The organism is Natronococcus sp. CG52 (assembly GCF_023913515.1).
Taxonomy (GTDB): Archaea; Halobacteriota; Halobacteria; order Halobacteriales; family Natrialbaceae; genus Natronococcus; species Natronococcus zhouii.
Genome location: NZ_CP099391.1, coordinates 3,263,910 through 3,275,724 on the forward strand (window position 1 = coordinate 3,263,910; position 11,815 = coordinate 3,275,724).

Genomic DNA, 11,815 nt, shown 5'->3' on the forward strand with positions numbered 1-11,815 from the left:
GCGGCGCGTTCGTCAGTCGTCGGACTGCTCCCGCTCTTTTTCCTTGAGTTCCTCGGGGAACTCGACGGTGCCGTCGACCTCGTCGTCGGCGACCACGTGAGCGCCAGTGTGCGTCCAGGACTTCCGGTCCGCTTCGTCGCCGTCTTTCGGCGTCCAGTTGGTCCGTTTCTTGGGCATTCGGTATCGACTAGCGGTCGCTCTCCCATAATGGTTTTTCTGTCGCACGATGCTGCCGGACGACTCGTCAGGGCGGGCCGTCCGGCGTCTGCCGATCGTCGTCGAGAAACGCGCGAGCGAACAGATCCACGTGGAGCTTCAGCAGGCGCTCGGGTTCGAGTCCCGTCTCCGCTCCCTGTCCCTCGAGGAAGGACGCGAGGTCGTCGCTCGGCTCGTAGCGCACGGTAGTCTCCTCGAGTTCGAACTCGACGTCGACGGCGCCCGAGACGAGGTGTTCGATCTCCAGGAGCGCCTGCTCGACTTTGGCCTCGACGGCGGCCGGCTCCGTCATGACGCGCGAGTCGCCCCACTGCTCGGCGGCCTCGAGGAACCGATCGCTCAGCTCGATCGTGAGCTGCGACGCGTCCGATTCGTCGTCGGTGTTTGGCTGTTCGTCCGACATCGCTGTTACTCGGTCGGCGGGAACTCTTCGGGGCCCGGACTCGTCTCGCCGAGTTCCCCGTAGACGAGCACGACCATCAGTCCGAGCGCGAACAGGACGGCCAGTCCGATCAGGCCGACGACGCCGCTCTGTCCGACCCAGTCGCCGTACACCACGTCCCCCATGCTGGAGGAAACGTTCAGGATCGTCAGGAAGATCCACGCCCCGAACAGCAGGAGGCCGACCAGCACCAGTTGGTTCTGCTGAAACGCCGTTCGAAGTCCCATATCGGTCTGAGTGAATTAGTCCGAACGGTATGAACGTTTTGAAGACCGTAACGAAAAGTCACTCGGCGTGTCAGGACTCGAGCTCCCAGCCGGCCTTTTCGGCCGCCGTCTCGAGCGGGATGAACTCCCAGTCGGCGGCCTCGGCGATCGCCTCGTCCTCAGTAGTGCCGATGACAACCATCCGTTCCGCGTAGAACATCGAGGTGCGGTCGATTTCCCGCAGTCGCTCGCTCGGAGTCGTCCCGCTGCCGGTGAAGAAGTCCGCGTCGACGGTGTGGCTCCGCTGGAACTTCGTGATCGCGTGGGTGTCGACGTCGCCGACGATGCCGATCCAGTCGGCCCAGGAGTAAGCGTCCGCGAAGACGGCCGCGGGGGTCGCCAGCCGCTGGACCGCCCGGAACGTGAAGGCGACCGTCATGTCGTCGACGCCGCCGCCGTGGGGGCCGTCGGCAGCCGATCCCGCCGGTCGCGGCTCGGCCGTCGTTCCCGTCTTGTCGCTCGAACCGCCGGCTCCCGCGCCGCCGCTCTGCGTCGGGATGCCGACGGGCCCGTCCCTGTTCGCCCGCGGGACGTGCGGCGCGGGCTGTGACGAGGCGTCACTCTCGACGTCGGGTTCGTCTGCTGCGGGAACGCTCGCCGCCTCGTCCGGCGACTCCGAGTCCGTCTCTCGCTGCTCGACCGCAGGTCCGGTGGTCTGGGGCTGATCCGGTTCCTCCTCGGGACTGCCCTCGCCGCGCCAGAGCCAGTCGCCGGGGTTCGGTTCGTCGGTCTCCTCCTCGTCGTCCCCCACGTCGAGGTCGTCGAGATCGATTCGTTCAGTCATCGTCGGATACTCTGTGCGTAGATGGGTCGAACTCGAGGACCTCGAGTTCGTACCGTTCGATCGTCTCGCGCGTCGGTCGGCCGTGTTCGTCCCAGCCGCGCCGGTCGTAGTAGCACTCGAGGGTTCGATCGAACGACTCGGGGGCGATCGCCGCGCCGTCGTTCGGTCCGCCCTCGAGCGGTTCGGTCAGTCGCTGCGGCAGCGCGTCGTCCTCGCGCGTGAACCCCTCGCGGACGTTGAACAGCCGGATCAGCGTCCAGATTCGCGCGCCGATCCGGCGAAGCTCCTCGGGTTCGTACTCGCGACCGATCGCCGCGAGCCAGTCCGCGCCGAGCGTCGCCGACAGCGCCTCGCCGAAGAAGTCGTCGGCGACGAGACTCCAGAGCACCGCCCGGCGGTCCTGTTCCGCGATCACCGCGTCCACGCGGTCGGTGTGGTTCCAGTCGGTTCCCTCGAGCGCCTCCACCTCGACCGGGCGGGCGCGACGGTGGCAGGCGCCGCGATCGCTCGTCGCGTACGCGAGGGCCATCGCCGACGCCCCGCGCGGATCGTACGACGGCAGCGCCATTCCCTTCACCGACGGGATCAGGTCGTCGCCGCCGTACTCGTCGGCCGCCGCGTCGAGCCCGTCGGCGAGGGTGTCGCCGAGCGACGTCGAGCGCGACGCGATTTCCTCGATAAGCTGGCGGGCGTCGTCCTCGTCGCCGAACGAGAGATCGCGCTCGAGCAGTCCCGTCTCGCTCGCGCGGATCGCCCACGCGACGGCGTTGCCGCCGGAGATCACGTCCAGCGACAGTCGGTCGCAGATCGAGCCGAGCGTCGCGACGGCGTCGAAGTCGTCGATGCCCAGGCCCGCGCCGAGCGAGATCGGCGTCGAGCCCCGCGGCACGCTCTCGCCGTCGCCGCTCTCGACCTGAAAGCCACCGGGAACGGGATCGTCGGCGCGCTCGCGGTCGTGGGCGGCGTCGCGAACCGCCTCGATGCCGATCCCGTCGGCGCCCTCGAACCGGCCCTCCTGCCAGCCGTGGGTCGGGAGGACCCCGACCTCGTTCGCGAAGTCTAGCGTCTCGACGGTCTCGCTGGCGGCGTGCCAGCGGCCGGTGTCGTCGGTGGCGAACGCCGCCTCGTACCGTTCGCGGAGGTCGCGGAGGTCGTCGTCGAGTTCCGGCGGGTCGTCGTGCGCGACGAGCGCCTTCAGCCGTTTCGCTCCCATCACCGCGCCCGCGCCGCCGCGACCGGCGTGGTGATCGCCGCCGTCCGAGGCGATCGTGGCGTACGAGACGCCGTTCTCCCCGGCGGGACCGATACACGCGACCGCGGCGTCGGGGACCCGCTCGTCGGTTTCTCGAGCGTCGAGTCCCCACCACTCCTCGGCGGGTTCGATCGAGACCTCGCCGTCGGTGATCGAGAGCGCGACGGGACGATCGGCGCGACCGGAGACGACGATTCCGGCGTGGTCGCCGAGCGATCCGGCGAGGCGTCCGGCCATCGATCCTCCCGCGTAGGAGTCCAGAAACGCGCCCGTCAACGGGGATTTCGTCACGACGACGTACCGCTGCTCTCCCGGGAGATACCCGGTCAGCGGTCCGGTGAGAAAACAGAGCACGTTCTCGTCGCCGAGCGGAGCGGCGCCGGCCGCCAGTTCCTCGTACAGGTAGCGCGCGCCGAGGCCCTTGCCGCCGACGTACTTCCGGCGCCACGACTCCGGCACCGGTTCACTCCGCACGGACTCGTCCGCGAGATCGACGCGAACGACGGTCTCCCCCAGTACCATGCAGTTCCGTGTCGGTACACGGCGAGTCACAAGTAAAAGCTTCTCGCACGACGACGACGGTTCCTCGCCGTGATCTGTGGGCTCACCGCTCAGACGACGTCGACGACCGGATCGTCGTCGATCAGTCGGGTGAGGACGACGCGCGAAACGTCTCGCCGGTCGCGGATCTCCCCCGCAATCTCGCGGGCCGTCTCCTCGAGTGCGGGCGTATCTACCATGTTTATCAGTGGAACGACGGCCGCACTGTCGGGAACGTCCTTGCAGCCGCCCCGGTCGCTCGTCAGGACCGTCGCGACGTCGGTCGCCGAGATCCGATCGCCGGGCTCGAGGTCGGTGAGCGCCGCGACCCGCTCGGGGCGGTGGACGTGTTCCTCGTCCAGTTGCTCGCCGACGATCTTGGCGCTCGCGATCGGGACGACGACGTCGGTCGCGGCCGGCAGTTGCGGTTCGTCCTCGTCGGGAGCCTTGAACCAGCGCGTCCGCGCGCCGTCGGCCTTGACGACGACCGAGACGTCCGCCTCGAGGTCTCGCGCGAAGTCGTCGACGGTCTCGGGATCGTAGCCGAGGTAGCGGTCCGATCCCTCGCGGCCCGCGACGACGCCGATCGGCCACGCGTCGGTCGATCGGATCGCATCGAGCGGGCGGTCCGTCACCGTCACGTCACTCACTCGCTCCTCGAAGGGCGGAATTCGAACGGTCGCGGTCACGACCGCGCGCTCGAGGCGGGCGGCGAGCGCGTAGAGCGTCGATTTCTTGCCGCCGGCTCCGACGACGCAGGTCAGGTTGCCGTCCGCGTGCAGCGCTTTCACGAGATCCACGGTGAAACCTGCCGAACCGGAGGTCCCGGATACACTTGTAAGTGCGTCTTTCCGCGCCGAAACCGGGCCAGTATCACGCCGGACGCTCGTCCGCACCGGCCCGATGGTGGCCGCTCTCACCGGAGCGGATCGCAGGAAACGTGGACCGATGAGACGGCAGGGAACCGGACGAACCACGACCGCCGGACCGGATACTGACAGAATCGAGAGACCGTCGTCGCCAGGTCATCGCCACCGCGACAGCGAGACCGCTCCGGAGGGTCGCGATAGAAGCTCGAGATCACTATTGCTACGAAGCGGGCGAAGAGATCCGCGGTTTCCTCACAACCACCATCGTTGGCGTGCGACAAAGCCGGGCTGGACGAACGAGGGCGTATTGTGTCTATACGTCTAGAGCACTGGCAACGTCGAGGAGACCGTGACCTTGCTCGTTGTCCTCGAGACCGATATCCTCGGCCGTCTCGCGGAGTCGATCACGCGTTTCCTCGTGGGTGTACCCGTTGGACATGAGGTGGCCCGCCGCGCCGGCGACGTGCGGACACGCCATCGACGTTCCCGAGAACGTATCGTAGCCGCCGGCGACCGTCGAATACACGTCTTCGCCCGGCGCCGCGAGTTCGATCTCCGGGCCGGTCGAGGAGAAGTCCGCGAGATTGTCGTCGTCATCGGTGGCGCTGATAGCGACCACTTCCGGTTCTGCAGCAGGGTAGCCCACGCAATCCGAACACGGACCGTCGTTGCCCGCTGCTGCTACCAGGAAGACACCGCGTTCGTGAGCGTACGTGACCGCATCGGAGACGGCATCGGACTGGCTTCCGCCGAGGCTCATGCTACAGACGTCCCAGCCCTGGTCGGCCGTATACTCGATACCGGCCGCGATATCGGAGAACGACCCGCTGCCGTCACACTCGAGCACCTTTACGGCGTGGAGCGTCGCCTGAGTGGCGACACCGACGACTCCGACACCGTCGTCGGGTGCGACGGCCGTCCCCGCACAGTGCGTCCCGTGGTCGTTATCGTCGTCCCAGTTTTCGTTACAGTCGTTGCCGTTGCCGCCACCGAACGGGCCACCGCGACAGTTTTCGGTGCATTCGGTAAACGCCCGCCCCTCGCCGAGGACGTCCTCGAGGGCTTCGTGCGTCGAATCGATACCGGTATCGACGATCGCAACGTCTGCGCCCTCTCCAGTTTCACCGGCCTCGTGAGCCTCCGGCGCATCGATTCGTTCGACTCCCCAGGGAGTCTCCTGGGCGAGGGCGTGCATTCGACCGTTTTCTTCCACGTACCGCACGTTCGGGTTCTGTCGGAGCCCCGATACTGCCCGTCCTGGGACTGTGATCGTCATCGCGTCGAACGCGAACTCTCGACGAACATCGGTGGCAGCCTCTACTGCAGCATCTCGGCCACGTTCGTTTTCGAACCCGACGTTTACTTCGAGCGTTTCGTCCGAATCCGCTGCTGCGAGACCAGTGAGTCCAATTCCGGCAACAGCTCCCGAGGTTGCACGAAGGATCGATCGTCGACTCGTATGCGAATCGGACACAGGTTTGTTATTATCTACCATCGCAACTGGTAGTGGTACGTGAATGTAATTAATACTTTCTTCTAGAACTAGAAAAAATAACTGTCGTCCGAATATATGTTAATATTGTAATGTTTCTCCCATTGTGACCACACACCCGGTAGTGTGTGGAATAACCGTCGACTTTACTCACGACGTAACGCGACTCTACAGTCGGCTACACCATCCCGTGTTCGTCCCGCAGAGTTCGGTACTGCTCGAGGTATCGGCAGGCGATTGCGTCGCGGTCGTAGTCGGCGAACGACTCTTCGAGCGTTCGGTGTTCGAGATCGCCCGCCGCGCGGATGGCGTCGGTGAGTTCCTCCTCGCTGGTCGTCCGGAAGCCGCGGTCCCATCCCTCGACGAGTTCGTGGGCGCTGGAGTTCGCGTGGTACTCGACGATCCCGACGCAGCCGGCCGCGAGCCCTCGGAGCAGTTCCGTCGGAAAAGCGCAGCGCTCGGCCGTCTGTGCGAAAACGTGGGCGCCGCGGTAGGCGGCGATGCGCTCCTCGAGCGACAGATCGCCGACGAACGCGACCCGATCGTCGATCCGGAGATCGCTTGCGAGCCGTTCGTAGGCGTCGCGCTCGGGGCCGTCACCGACGACGGTCGCCCTCCAGCCGCGCCGTCGAAGCTCCGCGAGCGCCAGCAGCAGGCTCTCGAGGTTCGCGCCCTCGTCGAGTCGCCGCGCGTAGATCACGTCGACGGGGTCGCCGGGCGGAACGGACTCGATCCGCTCGAGATCGATCGGGTTCGGCACGGCGTCGACGGCGCTGCCGTCGGCACCCCGTTCGCGCACCCGCGTCCCCACGAGTTCCGAGGGGGTGACGATCCGGTCGGGGCGGCCCGCCGCTAACTGCGTCAATCGATCGTCGGCGACTTCGTCGTCTCCGTACCACTCGACGACGAACGGAGAACGGGCGACCGACGCGCCCAGGCTGGCCGCGAGGACCTGTCCCGGCGGCCGTGCGCTCGCGTGGACCACGTCGGGTCGGGCCCTCGCCAGGACGAACGGCACTCGGAGGAGAAAGGATCGATACGCTTCGAGACCGACCGAGACGCCGTGATACGTGATCCCATCGCGCTCGAGCGTCGCTCGTGCTCCGGGCCAGAACTGGGTGCAGAACACGTGAACGTCGTGTCCTCGCGACTCGAGGAGATCGACGACGGTTCGGAAGCGTCGATTCGTCTCGGTATCGCGATGGTGAACCGTTTCGGCCGAGACGAACGCGACGCGCATATGCCGTCGGGACGTAGCGGGAGAATAAAAAGTCACTTCTTTTGTCCAGTTATCGGTCGGAACCGGACCGCCTGGACGGGTCTACTCGAGAGGTTCACCGGCCGATTCGGCGAGACCGCTACTCGACGGCGCCGAAGAAGCCGCTCGAGTCGTCGTCCTCCTCGGTGTCATCGTCGTCGTCTTCATCGTCGTCGTCTTCATCGTCGTCATCGCTCTCGTCGTCGTCTTCATCGTCGTCAGATTCCTCGTCCTCGTCACTGGAGTCGTCATCTTCGTCGTCGGACTCCTCGTCATCCTCGTCGCTCTCGTCTTCGTCGTCAGATTCTTCGTCGTCAGACTCTTCGTCCTCGTCATCGCTCTCGTCTTCGTCAGCAGACCCCTCATCATCACCACTGGAGTCGTCATCTTCGTCCTCGTCGTCGTCGCTTTCGTCCTCGTCGTCATCGCTCGTCGATTCGTTTCCGTCCGGATCGTCGTCGTCCGATTCGCTTCCTTCCTCGTCCGTCTCGGTGCCGTCATCATCGTCAGGAATCGAGACGGCGTCGGACGGGTCCTCGTCCGCTCCGGGGAGTTCGTCGACGGCCCCGCCGGATCCCGAACCGTTCCCGCCGAGGCCGAGACCGACGCCGGCGACGGTCATCCCGATGGCGACGAGGACGACCAGTGCCGTCGCAAGAACGGCACCGGTCGAGACGCCGTCGGACGGATTGCGCTCACGTCCTCGCTCGGTTGACATCGTACGACGATAGATACAGGGAACCGTGATTGTTAAGCGCTCCAAACCGTCGAAACGGCGATCGATCGCTCTGAGCGTCCGGATATCGGGACGGTCGCGCGCGCTCCGGAACGAATCGCTGCCAGTGACTCAGTCGCGCCTCGAGTAGGCGGCGAGTAACGGGGCAGTTCCGGAGGTGGGACGGTGTAGGTCGGAACCGAAACGACTACCGGAACGCGTTCGTACGGCTGTCGCATGGGAACCTACGACATCGAACGCTATCTCAATATCCGCAGCGCCTACGGCGCCTCGTTCGGTCCCTCGGGCGAGCGACTCTCGTTTCTGATGGACACGACGGGCGTTTCGCAGGTCTGGACGGTCACCGACCCTCGCGAGTGGCCCGAGCAGCGAACCTTCTACGACGAGCAGATCAGCTTCGCCTCCTGGTCGCCGGAGCGAGCCGAACTGGTCTTCGGAATGGACGAGGGTGGCAACGAGCGCGCCCAGCTGCACCGTCTCGACGCCGAAACGGGCGAGATCGAGAATCTGACGGCGATGCCCGACGCGAAACACCGCTGGGGCGGCTGGAGCCACGACGGCGAGCGATTCGCGTTCACCTCGAACCGCCGCGACGAGGCCGTCTTCGACGTCTACGTCCAGAACCGGGACGAGACCGGTGAGGAGGCGACGCTCGTCCACGAGGGCGACGGCTGGCTCTCGCTCTCCGGCTGGAGCCCCGACGACTCCCGGCTGCTCGTCTCGAAGGCGTACTCCAACTTCGACCAGGATCTCTCCGTGCTCGACCTCGAGAGCGGCGAGCTCGAGGTCCTCACGCCCCACGAGGGCGACGTCCGCTACCAGAGCGCGAGCTGGGCACCCGACGGCGAGAGTATCTACCTGGTCACCGACGAGGGCGACGCCGACACGCTCTACCTGGCCTACCTCGACCTCGAGAGCGGCGAGCTCGAGCCCGTCGTCGACAGCGGACGGTGGAACGTCGACGGCATCGCGCTGGACGACGAGACTGGCCGGTTCGTCTACTCACAGAACGTCGAGGGTTACACCGAGTTGACGGTCGGCGAGTTCGACGCGGGCGATCCGACCGAGTTCGAGACGTTCCCCGAGCCGGATCTTCCGGGCGGCATCTCCGGCGGCGTGAGCTTCGACCCCGACGCCGAGCGCTTCGCGCTGTCGACGACCGGCGATACGGTCAACACGAACGTCTTCGTGGTCGATATCGAGACCGGCGAGACCGAGCGCTGGACCGACGCCCCGACGGCGGGCATCCCGCGAGCGTCGTTCGACGAATCCGACCTCGTCCACGTCGAGAGTTTTGATGACCTCGAGGTGCCCGGCTTCTTTACCCTGCCGGACGACCACGAAGACGGAAATACGTCCGTCGTCGTCGACATCCACGGCGGCCCCGAGAGCCAGCGTCGGCCGTCGTTCTCGAGCGTCAAGCAGTACTTCCTCGACAGGGGGTACGCCTACTTCGAACCGAACGTCCGCGGCTCGGCAGGGTACGGTGCCGACTACGCCGCCCTCGACGACGTCGAGAAGCGGATGGACTCCGTCGCGGACATCGAGGCCTGCGTCGAGTGGCTCCAAGATCATCCCGCGGTCGATCCCGACCGGATCACCGCCATGGGCGGCTCCTACGGCGGCTTCATGGTGCTGGCCGCGCTGACGGAGTACCCCGATCTCTGGGCGGCGGGGGTCGACATCGTCGGCATCGCCAACTTCGTCACGTTCCTCGAAAATACTGGAGACTGGCGCCGCGAACTGCGCGAGGCGGAGTACGGTAGCCTCGAGGAGGACCGCGAGTTCCTCGAGGATATCTCGCCGACCAACAACATCGGGAACATCGAGGCGCCGCTGTTCGTCCTCCACGGCGAGAACGACCCCCGAGTTCCCGTCGGCGAGGCCGAACAGATCGCCGAGAAGGCCGAAGCGCAGGGCGTGTCGGTTCGAAAACTGATTTTCGAGGACGAGGGCCACGGCTTCTCGAAGCTCGAGAACCGCATCGAGGCCTACTCGGCGATCGCGGACTTCCTCGACGAACACGTCTGAATCCCCGCCCGGACCTTCGAATCGTGTCGCACCGTTCGGACTGTCTACCGTTTCTTCCACGATCGGAAGTGTTATCGGAACAATAATACAGCCGAATTTTCATTATCGGATCACATGCCTGCCATCGAGACGTCCGCCCTGACGAAACGGTACGGCGAGGACGTTCTCGCCGTCTCGGATCTCGATCTGACCGTCGAGAGCGGGGAGATTTTCGGTTTCCTCGGCCCGAACGGCGCCGGAAAGTCGACGACGATCAACACGTTGCTCGATTTCGTCCGACCGACGTCGGGAACCGCGACGGTCCTCGGTCACGACACTCGCGACGAGACCGAACGCATCCGCGAGCGGATCGGCGTTCTCCCCGAGGGGGCGACCCTCTACGAACGGCTCACGGCTCGCGAACACCTCGAGTGGGTGATCGAGACGAAAGACGCCGCCGACACGCCCGACGAAATTCTCGAACGCGTGGACCTGCTCGAGGACGCCGAACGAACGGCGGGCGGCTACTCGAAGGGAATGCGCCAGCGGCTAGGGCTCGGGATGGCCCTGGTCGGCGACCCCGACCTGCTGATTCTGGACGAACCCTCCTCCGGACTGGACCCGACCGGGATCCAGGACATGCGCGAACTCCTCCGCGAGGAGGCGGCGTCGGGCACGACGGTGTTCTTTTCGAGTCACATCCTCTCGGAGGTCGAGGCGGTCTGTGACCGCGTCGGCATCATGAACGAGGGAGAACTCGTCGCCCTCGACACGATCGAGAGTCTTCGGGACGAATCCGCTGGAAGCGCTACGATCGACGTCGAACTCGCGACGGTTCCGGACGACCTCGACGTGGCGTCGATCGGCGGCGTCCAGCAGGTCACGGTCGAGGGGAACGTCGTTACCGCGGCCTGCACGGACTCGAGCGTGAAAGTCGACGTCGTCCGCTACCTCGACGAGCGGGCGACCGTCACGGATATCCTCTCGGCGGACACGTCGCTCGAGCAACTGTTCAACCGGTACACTGGGGCGTCGAGTGGGACCGGGACCGACGAAACCGTCGTCCCGGAGGTGATCGCGTGAACGTCGTCTCGGTCGCGAAGCGGGACTTCCTCGACGTCCGCCGGGCAAAACTCGTCTGGGCGCCCGCCGCGCTCTACGTCCTCTTCATGCTCCTCTTTTATTGGGGCCAGAGCAACAGTTCCGAGCCGGAGTTCTACTGGGTGCTGTGGAACCTGGCCGGCCTCGGCGGCGCGCTCGTGATTCCGCTCGTCGCCCTGGTCGCGGCGTATCTCTCGATCGCGGGCGAACGCGAGTCGGGCAGCGTCAAGTACCAGCTGAGTCTGCCCGTCTCCCGGACCGACGTCGTGTTAGGGAAGCTGCTGGCTCGATCGGCCGTCGTCACCACCGCGCTCCTCGTCGCGTTCGCCGTCGGGATCGTCGCCGCCTGGGTGCTGGTCCCCGACATGAGCCTCGAGTACGGCGAGTACGCGGCCTTTACCGGACTGACGCTCCTGTACGCGCTGGCGTACGTCTGTATCGCCGTCGGCATCTCGGCGGCGACGGCGAGTCGATCGCGGGCGATGGCCGGCGCCATCGGCTTTTTCTTCGTCTTCAACCTGGTCTGGAACTTCCTGCCGGTCGGTCCCGTCCGGATGATCGAGTTCGTCTTCGACCGTCTCGGGGTCGACTACACCGAGACCCTCCTCGAGTTCGTCTTCAGCCTGAGCCCGACCGGGGCCTACCTCAACGGGATGGGACTGGTCTTCCCGGAGGACTTCGGGCCGCTCCATGCCGCCGGTGCCGGCACCGGCGTCGGCGATCCGTTCTACGTCCAGGACTGGTTCATGCTGGTCATCCTGCTGGGCTGGGTCGTCCTGCCGCTCGCGATCGGTCGATGGCGCCTCGAGCGCGCGGACCTCGGCTGAGACGGTCGGTACGATCCACGCG

The 11,815-nt window shown here is 66.0% G+C and carries 12 protein-coding genes; 3 read left to right on the forward strand and 9 right to left on the reverse strand.

The annotated features are described in order from the left end of the window. Nucleotides 1-12: 12 nt before the first annotated feature. The 9 genes from NED97_RS16325 to NED97_RS16365 all read right to left on the reverse strand — a co-directional run bounded on the left by NED97_RS16325 (nt 13) and on the right by NED97_RS16365 (nt 7,837). A complete protein-coding gene (locus tag NED97_RS16325) occupies nt 13-177 on the reverse strand; it encodes a hypothetical protein (protein WP_252488078.1) in 165 nt (54 codons plus the stop codon). A gap of 67 nt (nt 178-244) precedes the next feature. Continuing rightward, nucleotides 245-619, reverse strand: coding sequence for a hypothetical protein (locus NED97_RS16330; RefSeq protein WP_252488079.1), 375 nt, complete (start codon nt 617-619; stop codon nt 245-247). A gap of 5 nt (nt 620-624) precedes the next feature. Next, nucleotides 625-885 (reverse strand): hypothetical protein, encoded by a 261-nt coding sequence (locus NED97_RS16335; RefSeq protein ID WP_252488080.1) that lies wholly within the window; start codon nt 883-885, stop codon nt 625-627. 70 nt (nt 886-955) lie between these two features. Next, nucleotides 956-1,708, reverse strand: coding sequence for a DUF7124 domain-containing protein (locus NED97_RS16340; RefSeq protein WP_252488081.1), 753 nt, complete (start codon nt 1,706-1,708; stop codon nt 956-958). Next, on the reverse strand, nt 1,701-3,482 hold the full coding sequence (locus NED97_RS16345; protein WP_252488082.1) for an aldehyde ferredoxin oxidoreductase family protein: 1,782 nt from the start codon (nt 3,480-3,482) through the stop codon (nt 1,701-1,703). Before NED97_RS16345 ends, NED97_RS16340 begins: the two co-directional genes overlap by 8 nt. An 89-nt stretch (nt 3,483-3,571) precedes the next feature. Beyond that, nucleotides 3,572-4,300: a selenium cofactor biosynthesis protein YqeC gene (yqeC, locus tag NED97_RS16350; RefSeq protein WP_252488083.1), complete on the reverse strand. Its 729-nt coding sequence runs from the start codon at nt 4,298-4,300 to the stop codon at nt 3,572-3,574. A 382-nt stretch (nt 4,301-4,682) separates the two neighbouring features. Further along, entirely contained in the window at nt 4,683-5,645 is a 963-nt protein-coding gene (locus NED97_RS16355; protein ID WP_252488084.1) for a S8 family peptidase, read from the reverse strand. 394 nt (nt 5,646-6,039) lie between these two features. Continuing rightward, a complete protein-coding gene (locus NED97_RS16360; protein ID WP_252488085.1) occupies nt 6,040-7,101 on the reverse strand; it encodes a glycosyltransferase family 4 protein in 1,062 nt (353 codons plus the stop codon). Between the two features lie 118 nt (nt 7,102-7,219). Continuing rightward, complete coding sequence (locus NED97_RS16365) at nt 7,220-7,837, reverse strand: hypothetical protein (protein ID WP_252488086.1); 618 nt, start codon at nt 7,835-7,837, stop codon at nt 7,220-7,222. Between the two features lie 234 nt (nt 7,838-8,071). Between NED97_RS16365 and NED97_RS16370 the strand changes: the two genes are divergently transcribed. From NED97_RS16370 to NED97_RS16380, 3 genes are all read left to right on the forward strand, one after another. After that, complete coding sequence (locus NED97_RS16370; protein ID WP_252488087.1) at nt 8,072-9,886, forward strand: S9 family peptidase; 1,815 nt, start codon at nt 8,072-8,074, stop codon at nt 9,884-9,886. A 114-nt stretch (nt 9,887-10,000) separates the two neighbouring features. Further along, the gene (locus tag NED97_RS16375) at nt 10,001-10,948 is read left to right on the forward strand and encodes an ABC transporter ATP-binding protein (protein ID WP_252488088.1); all 948 of its coding nucleotides are present in this window, start codon (nt 10,001-10,003) and stop codon (nt 10,946-10,948) included. Then, entirely contained in the window at nt 10,945-11,793 is an 849-nt protein-coding gene (locus NED97_RS16380) for an ABC transporter permease subunit (RefSeq protein WP_252488089.1), read from the forward strand. Before NED97_RS16375 ends, NED97_RS16380 begins: the two co-directional genes overlap by 4 nt. Nucleotides 11,794-11,815: the final 22 nt, after the last annotated feature.

What these genes read in the sequence shown, in the direction of transcription:
- NED97_RS16325 (WP_252488078.1), bottom strand. Translation starts at nt 177, where the DNA reads ATGCCCAAGAAACGGACCAACTGGACGCCGAAAGACGGCGACGAAGCG.
- NED97_RS16330 (WP_252488079.1), bottom strand. Translation starts at nt 619, where the DNA reads ATGTCGGACGAACAGCCAAACACCGACGACGAATCGGACGCGTCGCAG.
- NED97_RS16335 (WP_252488080.1), bottom strand. Translation starts at nt 885, where the DNA reads ATGGGACTTCGAACGGCGTTTCAGCAGAACCAACTGGTGCTGGTCGGC.
- NED97_RS16340 (WP_252488081.1), bottom strand. Translation starts at nt 1,708, where the DNA reads ATGACTGAACGAATCGATCTCGACGACCTCGACGTGGGGGACGACGAG.
- NED97_RS16345 (WP_252488082.1), bottom strand. Translation starts at nt 3,482, where the DNA reads ATGGTACTGGGGGAGACCGTCGTTCGCGTCGATCTCGCGGACGAGTCC.
- NED97_RS16355 (WP_252488084.1), bottom strand. Translation starts at nt 5,645, where the DNA reads ATGACGATCACAGTCCCAGGACGGGCAGTATCGGGGCTCCGACAGAAC.
- NED97_RS16360 (WP_252488085.1), bottom strand. Translation starts at nt 7,101, where the DNA reads ATGCGCGTCGCGTTCGTCTCGGCCGAAACGGTTCACCATCGCGATACC.
- NED97_RS16365 (WP_252488086.1), bottom strand. Translation starts at nt 7,837, where the DNA reads ATGTCAACCGAGCGAGGACGTGAGCGCAATCCGTCCGACGGCGTCTCG.
- NED97_RS16370 (WP_252488087.1), top strand. Translation starts at nt 8,072, where the DNA reads ATGGGAACCTACGACATCGAACGCTATCTCAATATCCGCAGCGCCTAC.
- NED97_RS16375 (WP_252488088.1), top strand. Translation starts at nt 10,001, where the DNA reads ATGCCTGCCATCGAGACGTCCGCCCTGACGAAACGGTACGGCGAGGAC.